Origin of the sequence: Flavivirga eckloniae (assembly GCF_002886045.1) — a bacterium.
Lineage (GTDB): Bacteria > Bacteroidota > Bacteroidia > Flavobacteriales > Flavobacteriaceae > Flavivirga > Flavivirga eckloniae.
Map to the genome: position 1 here is coordinate 1,352,763 of NZ_CP025791.1, position 18,557 is coordinate 1,371,319.

At 32.4% G+C, this 18,557-nt stretch carries 16 protein-coding genes; 10 read left to right on the forward strand and 6 right to left on the reverse strand.

The features are described 5' to 3' along the window. Window positions 1-25: 25 nt before the first annotated feature. From C1H87_RS05565 to recR, 4 genes are all read right to left on the reverse strand, one after another. Complete coding sequence (locus C1H87_RS05565; protein WP_102754869.1) at window positions 26-1,351, reverse strand: dihydrolipoamide acetyltransferase family protein; 1,326 nt, start codon at window positions 1,349-1,351, stop codon at window positions 26-28. Between the two features lie 137 nt (window positions 1,352-1,488). Then, window positions 1,489-2,097 carry a haloacid dehalogenase-like hydrolase gene (locus C1H87_RS05570; RefSeq protein ID WP_158655132.1) on the reverse strand — a complete coding sequence of 203 codons (609 nt, stop codon included), beginning with the start codon at window positions 2,095-2,097 and terminating at the stop codon, window positions 1,489-1,491. Beyond that, window positions 2,072-2,677: a phosphoribosyltransferase gene (locus C1H87_RS05575; RefSeq protein WP_102754871.1), complete on the reverse strand. Its 606-nt coding sequence runs from the start codon at window positions 2,675-2,677 to the stop codon at window positions 2,072-2,074. The genes C1H87_RS05570 and C1H87_RS05575 overlap by 26 nt, the downstream gene beginning before the upstream one ends. Then, window positions 2,678-3,295 carry a recombination mediator RecR gene (recR, locus tag C1H87_RS05580; protein WP_102754872.1) on the reverse strand — a complete coding sequence of 206 codons (618 nt, stop codon included), beginning with the start codon at window positions 3,293-3,295 and terminating at the stop codon, window positions 2,678-2,680. Window positions 3,296-3,417: 122 nt separating this feature from the next. Here recR and C1H87_RS05585 point away from each other — a divergent pair, with 122 nt between their 5' ends. Continuing rightward, window positions 3,418-4,881, forward strand: a complete 1,464-nt coding sequence (locus C1H87_RS05585) for a sodium:solute symporter (protein ID WP_102754873.1) — start codon at window positions 3,418-3,420, stop codon at window positions 4,879-4,881. Here C1H87_RS05585 and C1H87_RS05590 read toward each other — a convergent pair. Continuing rightward, entirely contained in the window at window positions 4,852-5,214 is a 363-nt protein-coding gene (locus tag C1H87_RS05590) for a CoA-binding protein (RefSeq protein WP_102754874.1), read from the reverse strand. The two genes, C1H87_RS05585 and C1H87_RS05590, sit on opposite strands and share 30 nt — an antisense overlap. Before the next feature lie 98 nt (window positions 5,215-5,312). On the opposite strand from C1H87_RS05590, the gene C1H87_RS05595 reads away from it, so the two are divergent. Then, window positions 5,313-7,793 carry an outer membrane beta-barrel family protein gene (locus C1H87_RS05595; protein WP_102754875.1) on the forward strand — a complete coding sequence of 827 codons (2,481 nt, stop codon included), beginning with the start codon at window positions 5,313-5,315 and terminating at the stop codon, window positions 7,791-7,793. A gap of 501 nt (window positions 7,794-8,294) precedes the next feature. Here the strand turns inward: C1H87_RS05595 and C1H87_RS05600 are convergent. Further along, window positions 8,295-9,299, reverse strand: a complete 1,005-nt coding sequence (locus tag C1H87_RS05600; RefSeq protein ID WP_102754876.1) for a 3-oxoacyl-ACP synthase III family protein — start codon at window positions 9,297-9,299, stop codon at window positions 8,295-8,297. A 346-nt stretch (window positions 9,300-9,645) separates the two neighbouring features. Between C1H87_RS05600 and htpG the strand changes: the two genes are divergently transcribed. The 8 genes from htpG to C1H87_RS05640 all read left to right on the forward strand — a co-directional run bounded on the left by htpG (window position 9,646) and on the right by C1H87_RS05640 (window position 18,386). Continuing rightward, a complete protein-coding gene (gene htpG / locus C1H87_RS05605) occupies window positions 9,646-11,556 on the forward strand; it encodes a molecular chaperone HtpG (RefSeq protein WP_102754877.1) in 1,911 nt (636 codons plus the stop codon). A 374-nt stretch (window positions 11,557-11,930) separates the two neighbouring features. Next, entirely contained in the window at window positions 11,931-12,740 is an 810-nt protein-coding gene (locus tag C1H87_RS05610; RefSeq protein ID WP_158655133.1) for a T9SS type A sorting domain-containing protein, read from the forward strand. A gap of 271 nt (window positions 12,741-13,011) precedes the next feature. Then, window positions 13,012-13,755, forward strand: coding sequence for a myosin/kinesin family protein (locus C1H87_RS05615; protein ID WP_102754879.1), 744 nt, complete (start codon window positions 13,012-13,014; stop codon window positions 13,753-13,755). Between the two features lie 178 nt (window positions 13,756-13,933). Beyond that, the gene (locus C1H87_RS05620) at window positions 13,934-14,323 is read left to right on the forward strand and encodes a hypothetical protein (protein WP_102754880.1); all 390 of its coding nucleotides are present in this window, start codon (window positions 13,934-13,936) and stop codon (window positions 14,321-14,323) included. Window positions 14,324-14,568: 245 nt separating this feature from the next. Continuing rightward, window positions 14,569-15,018, forward strand: a complete 450-nt coding sequence (locus tag C1H87_RS05625; RefSeq protein WP_102754881.1) for a GNAT family N-acetyltransferase — start codon at window positions 14,569-14,571, stop codon at window positions 15,016-15,018. Between the two features lie 310 nt (window positions 15,019-15,328). After that, the gene (locus tag C1H87_RS05630; protein WP_102754882.1) at window positions 15,329-15,727 is read left to right on the forward strand and encodes a hypothetical protein; all 399 of its coding nucleotides are present in this window, start codon (window positions 15,329-15,331) and stop codon (window positions 15,725-15,727) included. 281 nt (window positions 15,728-16,008) lie between these two features. Then, a complete protein-coding gene (locus C1H87_RS05635; RefSeq protein WP_102754883.1) occupies window positions 16,009-17,856 on the forward strand; it encodes a hypothetical protein in 1,848 nt (615 codons plus the stop codon). Window positions 17,857-18,044: 188 nt separating this feature from the next. Further along, window positions 18,045-18,386 carry a hypothetical protein gene (locus C1H87_RS05640; RefSeq protein WP_158655134.1) on the forward strand — a complete coding sequence of 114 codons (342 nt, stop codon included), beginning with the start codon at window positions 18,045-18,047 and terminating at the stop codon, window positions 18,384-18,386. The last annotated feature ends 171 nt before the right edge of the window (window positions 18,387-18,557 follow it).

Consider the following 18,557-nt stretch of genomic DNA (forward strand, 5'->3'; position numbering starts at 1 on the left):
TTAAAATATATATGTTTAAAAAGAATTATATCTCTCTATCGCTATCCCAAGCTTCCAGATAATCTTTTACAGCTTTTACAAACTGTCCGCCAAGTGCGCCATTAACCACACGGTGGTCGTAAGAATGAGATAAGAACATTTTATAACGAATTCCTATAAAGTCGCCTTCTGGAGTCTCGATAACCGCTGGTACTTTTCTAATAGCTCCAAGCGCCAATATACCAACTTGTGGTTGGTTTATTATTGGGGTGCCCATAATACTACCAAATGTTCCCACATTGGTTACGGTATATGTACCGCCTTGTATATCGTCTGGTTTTAATTTATTTATTCGTGCTCTATTAGCCAAATCATTAACTTGCTTTGTCATACCAACTAAGTTAAGTTGATCGGCATTTTTAATAACTGGCACTATTAGATTACCATCTGGCAAAGCTGCCGCCATACCTAAATTAATGTTTCTCTTTTTTATTATGGTATCTCCTTGAAGCGAAATATTCATCATAGGAAATTCACGAAGCGCTTTGGCTACGGCTTCCATAAAAATTGGTGTAAAAGTTAAATTCTCTCCTTCACGTTTCATGAAACCGTCTTTTACTTTCTTTCTCCAATTCCATATTTTAGTAACATCGGCTTCGATAAAACTTTGTACATGAGCAGATGTTTGAACAGATTCAACCATATGATGTGCAATAAGCTTGCCCATCCTACTCATTTCTATTATCTCATCTTCTCCACTAGAAACTACTGGTGCAACCTCAACTTTTTGTATTTGTACAGGCTTAGATTGAGCCACAGGTGCTTCAACTTTTTGAACTACAGGTTCTTGATTATTCCCGCCTACTCTATTTTCTATGTAGCCAAGAATATCATTTTTGGTAACGCGTCCATCTTTTCCACTACCGGAAATGGTATCCAACTCTTGTTGGCTAATCCCTTCTTCTTTTGCTATATTTTTAACTAACGGAGAATAAAAACGTTCTCCATTCGAAACTATAGATTCAACCGTTTTTTTAGCTATTGCTATAGTTTCCGTTACATGCTCAACAGCTTTTTCTTCCTCTTGTGTTTCTTCTTCGTCTGGAGCAGCAGATTCTACATCTTCATCACCTTCTATCTCTATAACGGCAATCACTTGCCCTACTTGAACAACATCGTCTACTTCAAAAAACTTTTCTACTAAAACGCCATCGACCTCGCTAGGCACTTCACTATCAACCTTATCTGTTGCTATTTCTAAAACAGGCTCATCCAGTTCAATAGTATCTCCTACCTCCTTTAACCAAGATGTTATTGTTGCTTCTGCAACACTCTCTCCCATTTTCGGTAATTTAAGCTCAAACTTTGCCATATTAATAACGTAATGCTTGTTTTTTTAATTTCGTTTGCAAAATTAATAAAAAAAGCGCTTTTATTTTTAATTATCTTTATTAAATAGTGTTTTTTTAACCACTACTTAAAATTTTGTTTTCGGTAAAGTTAAAACCTTTAGCTTATTACTTCAAAAGAAATTGAATTTTGTTTTAGTTCTTCTTGTAATTCTACATTAGGGTTTACAAGAATATTATTTGCCGCTATTTTTATAAGTGGTAAATCATCTATGTGATCGGTAATAAAGGTATCAACTTTATGAACGCCTTGATTTTCTAAGTATTTTAAAACGTTTTCTTTTTTATTGGTTTTACTGTTTTCAAAAGCTTGGTTAAACTTTGTGTTTTTAATATCTGTCCCCAAACAAACTAAACCTTCATTTTTTGCTATAATATTCGCGTAACACGATGGTGCCGCTGTTGCCAATATTTTAATATCAAAAATAGGATCTTGAAGTTGTGGAATAAATCGTTTTTTAGGCGAAATGGAGTTTACAAAAGCGTTGTAATCGATATCGTTTCTATTTTTGAGTAGCCTTAATATCTTATATTTCATTTTTGCATGCGATGCATATAATCTGGTAATTATTGCAAAACTCAATTTAACGAGTAAGACTATTTTAAAATGCTGTATACAGAACCCAATGAGGTATTTTATAAAGAAATGAAACGTATTTATTGTAAATAACGTTCCATCTAAATCAATAACCAGAGCTCTTTTTTTCAAAATCTTTTTCTTTATAGTCTTTGGACCAAGGATATCTTACCAACCTTTTTGTAAACAAATAATAGTCTGGAGTTACAATAGAATTCTCTAAGGTCCATGAAATGACAGCTGTTTTTATTTTTGCTTTCGGAAATTCTTTAGCTAAATGACTCTTAACAATAAACATCGTTTTTCCTGTATCGATAGCATCATCGATTACAAGAATATTATTAATGGTTTTTCCTGAACTTGAATTAAATTTAAAATCGATACCACAGTTGGACAGATACTCTAAATTTAAGGTATTAACTAGTTTTCTTGCTTTATTGGATTCATAGTTTCTTAGCCAATTCGTAATACTATATGGTAAAGATTTCAGTATAGACCTAATGAGATAATTATTTTTAAACTTATTATCTCTTTGAAGTTTTATTGATTCAAACTGCACATTTTCAAATCTTTTCTCGCCTTTAATTTTGTTAACAACATGACCTCCACCATTCAGTATACCTACAATGATATCTGGGTTAAAATCTATTTTAGAGACCAATTCGGTACTCTTTTTAGAAAAAGCATCTTTATTTAATGTTGTTACTTCCAATTAGTGTTTTAAGGAGTTTTCAAACGGAATTCTATTTACTATGCTTCTACCCAAAGTAATTTCATCGGCATACTCCAGCTCATCACCAACAGATATCCCCCTTGCAATTGTAGATGTTAAAATTTCGTATTCTTTTATTTGTTTATATATATAAAAATTGGTGGTGTCCCCTTCCATCGTCGAGCTCAACGCAAAGATCAGTTCTTTTATTGTACCCTCTTTAACTTTTTTTACCAATGACTCTATATTTAGGTCATGCGGTCCTATGCCATCCATAGGAGAGATTTTGCCTCCCAGTACATGGTATAGCCCTTTAAATGAGCTCGTATTTTCTATTGCCATGACATCTTTAATATCCTCTACAACACATATAACCCCTAAATCTCTATTTGGGGTGGTACAAATCTCACAAAGATCTTGATCACTTATATTATGGCACGATTTACAAAATTTAACTTCGTTGCGCACAGCTTGTAAAGCTTCAGAAAGCATTAAGGTTTGCTCTTTTGGCTGCCTTAACATGTGTAATACCAAGCGTAGGGCCGTTCGCTTACCAATGCCTGGCAATTGCGACATCTCGTTAACTGCCCGTTCCAAAAGTTTAGAAGAATATTCCATTTTCGCGAAAATAACATTTACACCTGAATTTCACTAATTTAAATTAACTCTTTTAAATTACAAACTTCATTTGGAATTTGAGACTTAATATTTGTACTTTCAACACTTAAAATATCTTTTCGATGTCTGCAACACAAATCATGCTACTTATAGCAGCCTACTTTGGGGTGCTCATTTTTATATCTTATTTAACTAGCAAAGAAGACTCAAATGAAACTTTCTTCAAGGCAAAAAAGCAATCGCCCTGGTTTGTTGTTGCATTTGGAATGATTGGCGCCTCGCTTTCTGGAGTTACCTTTATTTCTGTTCCAGGTTGGGTTGAAGTTTCCCAGTTTAGCTACATGCAGGTAGTTTTTGGATACTTAGCGGGTTACTTTGTTATAGCCTATATATTGCTTCCTATTTATTATAAACTTAATGTAACTTCAATATATCAATATTTAGAAGGTCGATTTGGAGTAGTGAGTTATAAAACAGGAGCTTTTTTCTTTTTTATATCGAGAGTTTTAGGAGCTTCTTTTCGTTTATACCTAGTTGCCATTGTGTTGCAAAAATTTGTTTTTGATGCTTATGGCTTCCCTTTTTGGGGTACAGTAACGATTTCAATCTTATTAATATGGCTATATACTTTTAAAGGTGGTATTAAAACAATTGTTTGGACGGATACTTTACAGACCTTATTCATGCTTGTTGCTGTGGTTATAGCTATTATTCTTATTACCGATAAATTAGATTGGACGCTTTCTGAATTTTTAGCTTCCAACGAACTAGCCCAATACAATAAAATCTTTTTCACAGAATCCTTTTTAACAAAAAATCATCTTATAAAATCCTTTCTTGGGGGGATGTTTATTGCTATTTGTATGACTGGACTAGATCAAGATATGATGCAGAAAAATCTAACTTGTAAAACGCTGAAAGATGCTCAAAAAAATATGGTTTCTTTTAGTTTGGTTTTAATTGTTGTTAATTTTATTTTCTTGCTACTTGGGGCTCTCCTGTTTATTTATGCCAATAAATTTAACATCGCTACACCCATGTTAGACGGAAAAGTAAAAACCGATTTACTATTTCCCGAAATAGCCTTAAACGGCGGCTTGAGTATATCGCTCGCCATTGTATTTTTACTGGGCTTAATTGCCGCTGCTTATAGTAGTGCTGATAGTGCCTTAACATCTTTAACCACATCTTTTTGTGTGGATTTTTTAGGCATAGAAAAAATGGAAGCGTCTAAACAAAAAGGCTTACGAAAACGCATTCATGTTTTAATGAGTATTATTCTTGTTTTCGTAATTGTGGCTTTTAAGTATATTTTAGACAGCAACGTAATCGATAATCTTTTAAAAGTGGCTGGTTATACCTACGGCCCGCTACTCGGGCTATTTGCTTTCGGTATTTTCACCAAATTTAAAGTTAAAGATAAATACGTTTGGCTTATCACCATTATATCTGTGGTGCTTTCTTATTTAATAGGAAAAATTCCACCAGAACAAATTGGAGGTTACGTAATTGGCTATGAACTTTTAATAATTAACGGGCTTATTACGTTTTTAGGTTTAATATTGATTCGTAGCAAGCAAAACTAAAGTACAAGCTACCTCATAAGCAATATCGTTTTCTTTTAAAATTTTATAAAACTCGGAATTTTCGGTACCTGGATTAAAAATAACACGTTCAGGTTTTAACGATACTATATAATCGTAATAATCTCTCTGTCTCTTTGGGTTTAGGTATAACGTTACTGTATGTATGTTTCTATATAATATCAGCTCATTTTCAATCTGTATTCCAGAAACCTCACCTTTTTTCAAACCAAAGGCTACCACCTCAAATTCATTGGCTACCAATCGTTGAATGGCATAGTTAGAATATCTATTTCGTTTTAAAGAAGCTCCCAATACTAATGTTTTCTTTTTCATATGTTAAAAAAATGTTAAGACAAAGAATAATGGTAACGGATTCCTAGCAAAAGCGTCTACTTATTAATTGCATCATCAATCAAAAAATCAGACTAAAAATGTACAAATTTATTTTTGTGTGTCTTATATTGTTTACAATATCTGCAAAGGCACATGCAACAGATCCAGAAAAAAATGCTGACAAAACCGGTACCATATCCGGAAAAGTATTAGACGCTAAACTAAAACAACCCTTACCATACGTTAATATCATTATTAAAAATACTGCTGGTAAAATAATAACCGGAGGCATCTCTACAGATGATGGAACTTTTAAAATTGAAAAAGTAGCAGAAGGTAAAGTCGTTGTAAGTATTCAATATATAGGATACAAAACGCATAAAAAAGAGGTTACCATAGGCAAAGGTAATTACAGAGTTAATTTGGGCAACATCCTATTGAAAGAGGAAGCCGAAGGTTTAGATGAAGTTACAGTTATCGCAGAAACCTCATCTATTCAACAAAAAGTAGATCGAAAAATAATAACTATAGGTAAAGATCTAGCTGCTACCGGAACAGCTTCGGAACTAATGGTAGGTATTCCATCTGTTAGTGTAGATGCACAATCTGGAGATGTTAGCCTTAGAGGAAACCAGAATGTAAGGGTTATGGTAGATGGTAAATTATCTAACATTCCAACGGCTCAATTACTAAAACAAATTCCATCTACAGCAATAAAATCTATTGAATTAATTACCAACCCTTCTGCAAAATACAACCCAGAAGGTATGAGTGGCATCATTAATATTGTTTTACATAAAAACACCATGGTTGGTTTTAATGGTGATATTAGCACAACATTGTCTCATGAAGTAGAAGCAAAATTCAACAGTGCTATTAATTTAAATTATCGTACGGGTAAGTTTAACGTATATACTAATTATAGTAATAATATCGCAAAAAACGTTAACAATGGTCATGTGTTTAGATCTGAAAACAACTCCGATCAGTTTTTTGAGTTTTTAACAAACAGAAAATCGCATTTATTTAAAGTAGGTGTAGATATTTACATTAATGACAAAAACACGGTTTCCTTATTCACAAATCAAAATGTTGCAGATAATGGTATAACAAGCAGCACGCAAGCTTTTTTTAATGACAGTGCGTTTAATCAAAGCCAAAGACTTATTGCAGATGGCGAGAACAACTCGTCGCAATATAATTTTGATTATAAGCTAGATTTTAAAAAAGAAGGTCATAATATTGAGTTAGAAGTAGATCACAACATCTTTGATGAAGACAACCCTGTTGACTATTTTATCTTTTTAGGGGATCAAAGTAATTATAAGGATTTTAACAAAACAGATAGAGTGAGAACTACCGTTAATCTAGACTACGTAAACCCTTTATCGGACTCGTCTAAATTAGAACTTGGACTTCAAGCCAGATTGTTCAACACCGATATTAATTTTGCTTCAACTGGAGAAACATATAATAACTCCGGTGCTCTGGCACCAACACCTAATACTGTATTCGATTATACCAGAGATATTTACTCGGCATATGCTACTTTTAGCCAAAAACTTGAGAAGTTGACGTACCAAGTAGGACTAAGAGCCGAAAGTGTTAATGTTGATGCATTAGCATTACAAACAGACGTGGTTTCGAACATAACAACTCCTATTGTATTTAATAACGATTATTTTGAAATATACCCTTCTGCTTTCCTAACGTATTCGCCTTCAGATAAAAATTCGTATCAATTAAGCTATAGTCGTCGTGTAGATCGGCCAGGTATAGGGCAAGTAAACCCTATTAAAGAGTGGAGTACACCGCTGGTTTCTTCATTTGGTAATCAGGCCTTGGAACCTCAGTTTACAAACTCTATAGAATTAAATTACACAAGAAATTTAAAAGATCGTAAAGGCAGCGTTACTGCTGGAGTGTTCTATCGTGCAATTTCCGATGAAATTAATAGAGCCTTATTTATTGACAAAAGTGATGTTAGTTCTGGTAGAATTATTTTAACTCACGATAATTTTGACGATACTTCTGCCTACGGACTTGAAATATCATCTAACTACCGCCCTACTAAATGGTGGAGCATCAATGGTAGTTTCGACTTTTATTCGCAAACTCAAAAAGGTATTGCAGAAAGCCTGAATGCTCCAATTGAAACAGCAACCGTAAACAATATTGTGACAGAAATCGAAGAGGTAGATAATGTAGCTTGGAACCTTAAAATGTTTAACAATTTTAAGATGAGTAAAAAAATAAGCTTAACAGCTTTCGTATTTTATAGAGGGCAAAATAAAACCATACAGTTTGATATAGATCCGATGTTTTTTATAAACCTTGGTGCCCGGGTAAGTTTTGCCAAAGGAAAAGGCTCGTTTAATTTAAATTTCAACGATATATTCAATACCATGCATTTTTCTGGAGAAGGCTCTAAACCTTATAATCAAGACATTTTCTTTAACTGGGAAAGCCATACCGTATCTACAGGTTTAACCTATAGATTTGGTGGTGGAAAATTCCGTGCTAAATCACGTAAAAATAGAGATAAGGACGAAAAGTCTGGAAGCGGTGGCTTCCTTTAAAAAACATTTAATACCTTGTATATAGTTGATGGTTAGTAAAAAATACCTGGTGTTAAATAAGACCCTCAAAGTATCCTACTTTGGGGGTTTGATTTTATGTAAAACCCTAATTTTCAACATTTTTATTTTTTTATACAATAAAAAGGGTAGCATTACGTTAAGCGTAATATACAATCTAACCAAACGAAAGAAAATAATTATTTAGAGTTAGTCGTCTACATTATAAAAATTTCGCGTTAAAGATGTATATTATTAAAAAACCCGAAAATGTATATTTTCGGGTTTTTTCTTCATTCCTCTTATTATTACTGTTAAAATCAAGTTAAAGTCAAAAATTTGTGCAATAATACAGGACTTCTTCCGTCATATATAATAATAGATTTTCACGTTAGTGTTAGTTGAGTTGATTAATAGCAAAAAACCCAAAACTTTTTAGTTTTGGGTTTTTTTATGTTTTTTAAACTATTATTTAAATATAAAGACCTTTTAAAAGTAAAATTATCACCATTTAATAATGGCACTTGCCCAGGTAAAACCGCTACCAAAAGCTGCTAAAACAACATGGTCTCCTTCCTTTATTTTTTCTTCTTCCCAAGCTTCGGTTAAAGCAATAATAACAGATGCTGCTGTGGTATTACCATATTTCATAATGTTATTAAATACCTTATCGTCGCTTAATCCAAACTTTTTCTGGATAAACTGGGCTATTCGCAAATTAGCTTGATGCGGAATTAGCATATCAATATCTTCCTTTTGCAAACCGTTCTTCATTAACCCCTCCATAATTACTTCACTAAAACGCACCACAGCATTTTTGAATACAAAAGTACCATCCATATACGGGAAATAAGAGATATCCTCTCCGTTTGATGCCAAAATTTCGGGCACCCAATGTGCTATACTTGGTGAAGTAACTGTTAATTTATCGGCATACTTCCCCTCGCTATGCAAGTGGGTAGACAAAATCCCTTTGGTGTTATCCTCTTCCCGAGATAATACACAAGCCCCTGCTCCATCTCCAAAAATAACCGATACACCACGCCCACGAGTAGTTTTATCCAACCCATTACTATGATATTCAGAACCTATAACAAGAATGTTTTTGTACATCCCCGTTTTAATAAACTGATCGGCAACAGATATGGCATATACAAATCCCGAACACTGGTTTCTAACATCTAAAGCACCAACTGTAGGCATCTCTAACATATCTTGAATTTGTACACCGCACCCCGGAAAATAGTAATCCGGGCTTAACGTAGCGAATACAATAAAATCAATATCGTCTTTAGTTAAACCAGAGCGTTCTATGGCAATTCTTGCGGCCTTAGCCCCCATTGTTGCAGAAGTATCGTTAGTTCCCTCTTTTATCCACCTACGCTCTTTTATACCTGTACGTTCTTGAATCCATTCATCATTGGTATCCATTAATTTAGACAGGTCGTCGTTCGTTACTACATTATCCGGAAGATACTTCCCTAAACCAATTATTTTCGAGTTATACATAAGCTTTTTTGTCTTTTAAGTAACCCAAAGTACAACAAGTGATATTAAATTCCAATTATAAAAATTCCAAAAAGCCAAAATTCAATGCTTAAATTCTAAAAACCAAACTTCAAATATCAATAAATTAGTTTAAGAAAAAATTTGAGTTGTGGGTTTTGTAATTTAGGGTTTCATACTTAAAATACTGCCTTTTTAAAAAAAGCTGTGTCAGTTTGTCACATTTTTGTTCTTGGTACTTTTTTTGACTTACCCAAAACGTATAATAAATCTATAACATAAACAATTTTCTGCCGTAGTTTATCTTGAGCGTAGACAAAAGGCGGAAAAGAAAAAATAACTATTCATTATGACAAAAGGAAATATTAATGTTTCGGTTGAGAATATCTTTCCCCTCATTAAAAAATTCTTATACAGCGACCACGAAATCTTTTTACGTGAGCTAATTAGTAATGCCACAGATGCCACTTTAAAGCTAAAACATTTAACAAATGTTGGTGATGCTAAAGTAGAATATGGCAACCCGCAAATTGAGGTTAAAATTGATAAAGACGGCAAAAAACTTCATATTATAGATCAAGGTTTAGGTATGACGGCAGATGAAGTTGAAAAATACATTAACGAAGTAGCCTTTTCTGGTGCCGAAGAGTTTTTAGACAAGTACAAAGATTCTGCTAAAGATTCCGGTATTATTGGTCATTTTGGTCTTGGTTTCTACTCTGCCTTTATGGTAGCTGAAAAAGTTGAGATTATTACTAAATCATTTAAAGATGAGCCTGCTGCACATTGGACTTGCGATGGTTCTCCTGAGTTCACATTAGAAGCATCAGATAAAACAGAAAGAGGCACAGAAATCATTCTTCACATTGCAGAAGATTCTACAGAATTTTTAGAAGAAGCCCGCATTACCAGTTTATTAAGTAAGTACAACAAGTTTATGCCTATTCCAATTAAATTTGGAACCAAGGAAATAAACGATCCGGACTTTACGCCTAAAACAACAAAAGATGAGGAAGGTAAAGAAACTACAGAACCTCATAAACAAATTACTGTAGATAACATTATTAATAACCCTAATCCGGCATGGACTAAACAACCGGCAGATTTAGAAGATCAAGATTATAAAGACTTTTACCGCGAATTGTACCCAATGCAATTTGAAGAGCCTTTATTCAACATTCACTTAAATGTAGATTATCCGTTTAATTTAACTGGGATATTATATTTCCCAAAAATGTCTAACGACATGCAAATTCAAAAGGATAAAATACAATTATACCAAAATCAGGTTTTTGTAACCGATAATGTAGAAGGTATTGTTCCGGAGTTTTTAACGATGCTTCGTGGAGTTATCGATTCTCCAGACATTCCATTAAATGTATCTCGTAGTTATTTACAAGCCGATGGTGCTGTAAAGAAGATCTCATCTTACATTACCAGAAAAGTAGCCGATAAATTAAAATCGCTGTTTAACAATAACCGTGAAGATTTTGAAGCCAAGTGGAACGATATTAAAATCGTGATTGAGTACGGTATGCTTTCCGAAGAAAAATTCTTTGAAAAAGCTGATACCTTTGCCTTATACCCAACAGTAGATGGTACGCATTATACATACGAAGAGTTATTCAACAAAATTAAAGCGAAGCAAACCGATAAAGACGATAAGTTAGTTATTCTTTATGCGTCCGATAAAGATGCGCAACACAGTTACATTGAAGCTGCTAAAGCTAAAGATTACGAAGTACTGTTATTAGATTCGCCTATTGTATCTCACTTAATACAAAAACTGGAATCTACTAAAGAAAATATAACATTTGCTCGTGTGGATGGCGATCATATCGATAATTTAATTAAGAAAGACGATACGACCATTTCTAAATTAGATGAAGACCAGAAGAAAACATTAGACGAACTTTTAAAAGAAGTGATTCCTTCTGAAAAATTCATGGTACAACTAGAAGCTATGGATAGCGATGCTTCGCCTTTCATTATCACGCAACCAGAGTTTATGCGTAGAATGAAAGAAATGCAAGCTACCGGAGGTGGTGGTATGTTTGGTATGAGCAATATGCCAGAAATGTACAACCTAATAGTTAATACAAATTCTGAATTGGTTGGTGAAATTTTAAACACTAAAACCAAAAAGAAACAAGAGCGCTTAATTAACCAAAGTTTAGATTTGGCACGTTTATCTCAAGGCCTATTAAAAGGTGAAGAGTTAACAAACTTTATTAAGCGTAGTTATGAGATGATAAAGTAATACTGTCATTCTCTCCTTTGAGGGAATCTCATAATAACATCTCAAATAGAGAGATAGAAAAGCCACTTTGCGAAAGCAAGGTGGTTTTTCTTTAAGTAATTCTTTCCTAGACAAATAAACAAATTAACTCCCAAACTAAATAAAAACCATTACCTATTACCAACTTCTCTAGATAAGTATCATCACTTTACAGACTTATATTCGTGAGCAACTACTTACTTTAAGTAGCATGTATCTGATTATGAACAAAAAGACGAATCATAAGAACAATTTAACACCCTTAAGACGTATTAATTCAATTTAAATTTACGATGAAAGAATTATTAATCTTAAAATATATTACAATGAAAAAAAAATTACTTACAATTGTTGTGTTGACTACAGTATTATTATTTGCTGAAACATCTTTTGCTCAATTAGTTAATGTACCTATCAGTAGTGCTGGTGGTGGTGCTGCTCATTACACTGATAAAAGAAATCAACCTAGTTATATGATAGATGACACTGATGCAGCGTCTTTCGTTTACAATCCTGACAATCCTACAAGTGATTACCCAAGCGCTGTTGTATCTTCAAATACAGACTATTATTTTCCTCAACAATCCAACGCCGAAAACTATTACACCATTACTTTTGCAATTCCAACAGGAAAGTCATTAAAGTATTTTGATCCTTATGCAAGAGCAAACGCAACTCCTATTGATAGAGCGCAAGGTAACTTTGATATTACTTTATCATATGATGATGGTACTTTGCAAACCGAAACTCAAGTTTGGGGAGGCGTAGAAGATGCCGCTTGGTCTATTGATGGTACTCTTACTAGAGTTGATCTTGTAGCTTTAGGTTTTTCCAATACTATGTTACAAAATGCAACAGATCTTAAATTTGACAAAAATGGGTTTGGCTTTACAGAATTTTATGAATTACGTTTGGCTGCAGAAGATGCAACTTTATCAAATGTAGAAGTAAAGGCTGAAAAATTAGCAATCAGTCCTAACCCAATACAACAAGGTGAGTCATTAGCTATAAAGAACTTAGAAAACAATACTATTCAAGTTTATTCATTACTAGGACAGCTTGTACATAAAACAAATTCAAACTCTATTGATTATAATACTTTCCCATCATCTGGAATGTACATCATTAAAATAGGTACGGCTACATCTAAATTAATTGTAAAATAAATCAATTATTGTTTTATTTTTCTTTTCTCTTAAGAAAAGTATATACCTTATATCTTTCAAATAATCAAGGTTACTGACAATAATAAATAATTACATTAAATAAAACTTTTAAACAAGAACCACTTTGCTAAAGCAAAGTGGTTCTTGTTCTTTAGGAGCTCTAATTCATTATTAATATCCCTAAGGTTTCACCTTATAAAGTGTAAGGTTAAGCCTTACTTTTTATCAAAAAACATTTCTTAATTTTATTAGTAACAAAATAAGTTAAAAAATGAAAAAAATAATTTTTATACTAGCTCTAAGCAGCATTATTTCTTTTAGTAATGCTCAAGTCACAGAATTACCTAATGGAAATGTTGGTATTGGAATAACGAATCCTACTCAAAAATTGGATGTTTTAGGGAATATCTACCTAAATTCTGTAAGTGCAAGTTCTTCTAATAACTTAATCAACTCGTCAAGCCTTTTCTTCAAATCTTCCGGATATGCAACAGACAACAGAACTCGCTATCAATTATGGCAGGTGCAATCAATTAGCAAAAGCATCTGGGGATCAGGCGACCTGATTTTTAACAGTAATACTGATGGTGCAGGTTATAATGAAAGGGTGAGATTCTCTGCTAATGGAAACATTGGCATCGGAACTTCTACCCCAGATATGAAACTAACCGTTAAAGGAAAAATTCATGCCGAAGAAGTAAAAATAGATCTTACCGTTCCAGCTCCAGATTATGTTTTTAGTAACGATTATAAGTTGAGAAGCCTAACAGAAGTAGAAACCTTTATAAAGCAAAACAGTCACCTCCCGGAAATCCCATCCGCTAAAGAGTTTGAACTAAATGGAGTAATGCAAGCAGAAATGGACATGAACCTACTTAAAAAAATTGAAGAATTAACACTTTATACTATAGCCCAGGAGAAAAAAATAAAAAAACAAAAAGAACAATTGAGTACTGTAAACAAAATGCTTCTAGAATTGCAATCGAGGCTTGAAAAACTGGAATCTAAAAAGTGAATTACTTAACAACTTAAGTGTAGTTACTAGATGATCAAGTAGCATGTCTTTCACTCTACATGTACTGAACTTGTTTCAGTAAGGAGAGCATCTCATCAAGCTAGCCTCTTGACTTTGTAAAAAATATTGATTAAATTTAGAATAGCAATCTAAATCTATAACAATAAACAATTTACAAATGAAAATAGCTTACAAAAAAAGACATGTTATTGTAAATTTAATTATAGCACTTGTGTGGCTTGTTTGGTTTCTAGTTATATCTTTTATTGGCGAAGAGCTAAACTGGAAGGATTATGGCTGGCTTGGGTTTTCACTCATGTATTTATTGGTTTACCTGTATCAAAAACAATATAAATACTTGAGTATAGAAAAAGGAGTTTTAAAAGTTATGTATCCGCTTGGTAGCAAAGTAAAGCTAAATGAGATTAAGCAGATTAAAAAGTTCGCAAATGATTATATTTTGAAAACCGACAAAGAGGAACTGGTAATCGACACACGAATTATTGACCCAGATTCGCTATCTGACTTAAATACTGAACTAGAAAAACTAAACGTAAAATGGGTTTAAAAACCATACTCTAGCAAACTATTAAGTTTAATAGATTTATTTTTATTGCTTTCTCAAACATCTTATAAAATCATTTCAAACATTATAAATTACCTAAAGCCACCTTGTAAAACAAGGTCGTTTTTTATTGATCCTGACAGAAAAAATTGATAATTTCGTTCTCTTCACAAAAAAGCAACATAGGGTATAAAAAAGGTTTTATATCAGGTTGTTACTAATCATAAGTAAAAAACTAATTCTCCAACATGAAAATAGAACTTATAAACCCTAATCAAGCTGAAACCTTAATTAATGAGCTAGATGTTTATCAAAGTAAGTTATACCCTCCAGATAGTTGCCATTTAGATAGTATTGAAACGCTGCAAAGTGAAAATGTTTATTTCTATGGTGCCATAGAAAATAATGAAGTCGTAGCTATAGGTTCTGTTAAATTGTTTTCAGATTACGGAGAACTAAAACGTATTTATGTACCACCTGCACAGCGAGGAAAGGGTCTGGCGCAAAGTATAATTAAAAAATTGGAAGCGCTCTTAATCTCAAAAAAAATAGTTCTGGTAAAATTGGAAACCGGGCCTTACTCAAAGGATGCCATAGGTTTGTACAAAAAACTAGGCTATACCATCTATAGTAAGTTTGGAGCGTATAAAGAAGACCCGCTAAGTACTTTTATGGAGAAAAAGCTAGCTGCAAATTAAAAAACTACTATACAACGCTATTACATACTACCAACTTTAGCGCAGTATGCCAGAGCTTTTGCTGTTGGAATTTCTATTCCTTTAAAAGTTAGTAAAAGTAGCGTGTTATGATAACAGGTTTAATTCACTACTTTTTTTAAAAAAAACGCTCACAACAAGACAATTAACTTTCAAATATTTAGGATAATAATAAGATATTGTTATATTTATGAATATTCCTACACAATACTTTCCTAAGTTTTAAATGATAGCATGATGAGTTCACCGTAACTCAAAGTCAAAAAATTATTAATTTAATAACTATTCTATTATGGCAACTAATCCCGTTTCGGTTACATTTGGCAGTGATTCCACAGGCTTAATCGTCTGCAATGCACATGCAGCTTATTACCAAAGAGTAACACTCACATGGAAAGTGCTTCAAAGCGAAACAACAGTAATTTTCTCAGGTTCTGGAGAAGGTGTACCCATGAAAACGCAAGACGGTTCTACCAGTTATGAAATCGGAGCAACCAGGCAAGCGCTACACATAAGTGCATTATTTGAGTATTCAACATCTGGCCCCAACGGTCCTTTTGTTAAAGCTGTAGTTAACGATCCTATAATCTCATCTGCAGGTGGCACTACAATCGTTACTGTTACATCCGAAGATTCTAATGACAAAGACAATAACGATAGTTATTTAATTATTAGCTATAAAAGTCTTTAATTCTAAAATTATTTAATCTATACATTATCTCTACGGACTTTGCGATTTCGTAGAGATATGTTGTTATTATACTATATTGCTAGCGATCGACTTCGCTTTAAATCCGTGGGACTTGCCATTATGTCTATTTTTGAGTTTTTGTATCTATATACTTGTATAATGGACACTAAATAACCACCCGCTTTTATTATTAACTGTAATAATTACGAATGAGCATTAGTTTAAAAACACCAAAACCATTGATTAGTCATCAAAAACAACAGAGCTAAAAATTAAACCTTATGAAATTAGAAAAGATATTAGATAAACTTGGTTCAATAGAAAAAAACTCGTTTATCAAAATAATAGACAATATCATATCTAAAAACCCAAAAAATAATAAAGAAATCGAAAAGATTTTAAGTTCTTCTGATAAAGGTTTAAAATCGGTTGACAATCAAAACATCTCAAAAATCTTTTCCTTAACAGCAAATGAGTTTCAAGAACACATAAAATGTGAGTTTCAAGAAATCACGTCACAATTAGATATTCTAATTGACATTATTATTCGTGACGGAAACTGCATTATGAAGCAAGATTGGTTTTCAAGGTTATATGAAAATGAAATAAAACACATAAAAGGTAAAATTAAATCACTTAATGTAGATTTTGTAAACGATAAATCTGAATTAAGTACAACACGTAAAAGAGATTATAAAATTTACAAAGCTTGTTTGCATACAGCCTATCACAATGATATTGCAAACAATCGAGAAGCAAAAATATCATCAGATGAGCTCTCAATTATTCTAACACTTTCTAAACAACTTGGGCTTTCACAAGAAGAAGTTAAATTAATAAACTATTCAATCTTGCCAATCAAAAAAATTGATATTCAAGATGTAATAAAAGGACTTAAAAACATTGGTGTTATTTTCTATTCCAACAAGGAAAATACAATTTACGTAGCAGACGAAATGGTTAGAATGCTTCGTAAAATCAGAGAAAAAGAAGTGGCAGAGAAGTTTTATAGAAGAACACTTAAACTCTTAAGAGAGCCTATAATAAATCAAATTGCAAGAGAGCATAACATAGACAGAAAACTACCATATTCTCAAAAAATTGAAAAAATCATAAAAGAAGGTGTTTCTTTCACAAATTTACTTTTAGACGACATTTATAAATCAGGAAGTACATTAACCGAAAAAAAGAAGACTTTAAATGAACTTTGCGAAAAAAGTTTAAACATAAAAAACTTAAAAGGAAGTACATTAGAAGAAAAAATAAGTAGTTTAATTAGATATTTTGAAAATATTGAGCGAGACGAAAAAGTAGGAATTTCTTTAGACGGTTTTGACAAATTACTAACTGAATTAAACTTATCCTTGCCTAAATTCAACGTACAGATGAAAAATCAATTTGAATTGCAAGACGAATTTGTTCTCAAAGCAGATTTTTTACTCGATTATAATATTAAACCAAGAGATATTTTGGATCTGCTTACAAAACAAGATATCTCTAAATTCATCAAAAACAATGGAATTAAACAACGGGGAAATGATATTTTAAATATTCTCGAACACTATAAAGATGTTGAGAATTTATATTTAGAGAATTTTGAAAATGTCGCTTACAGAAATCTAAACTTGTTAAAAGAGAACGGAATTATAGTAAAAGAAAGTGAACTCGGAATCAAATTTGAAGATTTAACCAAAGTCATTTTTAAGGGTTTAGGGTTTAATGTTGATGACCTCTTCAAAAAGAATCTAAATACCAAAAAGGATATGATGGATATTCTGTTAAATTTAGGAAATAACGAAATTATTATCATAGAGTGTAAAACCAGCAAAGAAAGAGGTTATAATAAATTCAGTTCAGTATCGAGGCAATTAAAATCTTATCAAAATTTAGCACTAAAAAACGATTTACGAATTGTTAAAATTCTGCTTGTTGCACCAGAATTTAGCGATGATTTTATAACGGATTGCGAAATGGATACGGAAATGAATTTATCACTTATTACAGCTTCTACTCTATCGAATATTTCAGAGGCATTTAAAACATCAAAATATACAGAATTTCCACACGTTTTATTCCGAGATATCGTAATTAATGAGGAGCGAATTTTAAAAGCATTAAGAAAAAAATAAAAAAGACTGCGGATTATACTGCTAGGCTAGCGCTCGTTTGCAACGAGTGTCTACTAAAGAGTTTTCAATATCTTAACTACCCACCCTTTTTATCTTATTGTTGTAATATAATTATATCAAAAAAGCCATTTCAGCATTGAAACTGATTTCATGCCAAGTTATCTGCCAGAAGGAGAAACACAAAAAATATGGAACTAGTAATTTTAATAATCGTCATGTTCTTAGCTATAAAATATGTTCCTAACTTCGTTGAAAGTAAAAGGAAAATAAAAAAACATAACGAAATCGAAATAGCAATGACTTCAAATGCTCAAAGGTTTGGGTATAACATAAAATCAACAATAACAAGAAGTCGAATAAATAATAGCTACAACTCATTTAAAGCAAAAATATTAAATGGTGAGAAAACAAATTTTCAAGATTTAAAAGATTTGGAAATCACAAAAAAAGAGCTGGTTGAACAAGCTAAATTAAGAGATAAATTAATGGCTGACATTTCAGGAAGAAAAGAAGAATTCGAAGATGAATGAAGTCTATGTGAAAATAAATTTCACACAAAGCGCTATGAATAATCCTAAAAAAATGAAAAATAAAAATAATATTCTCTGATTGTAAAACAGTTCCTTTGCTAGCACTCTCTTATAACGAATGCTTAGAGCATTGTATGCACTCGACTATTCTTTCTTATCATTTAATTTACA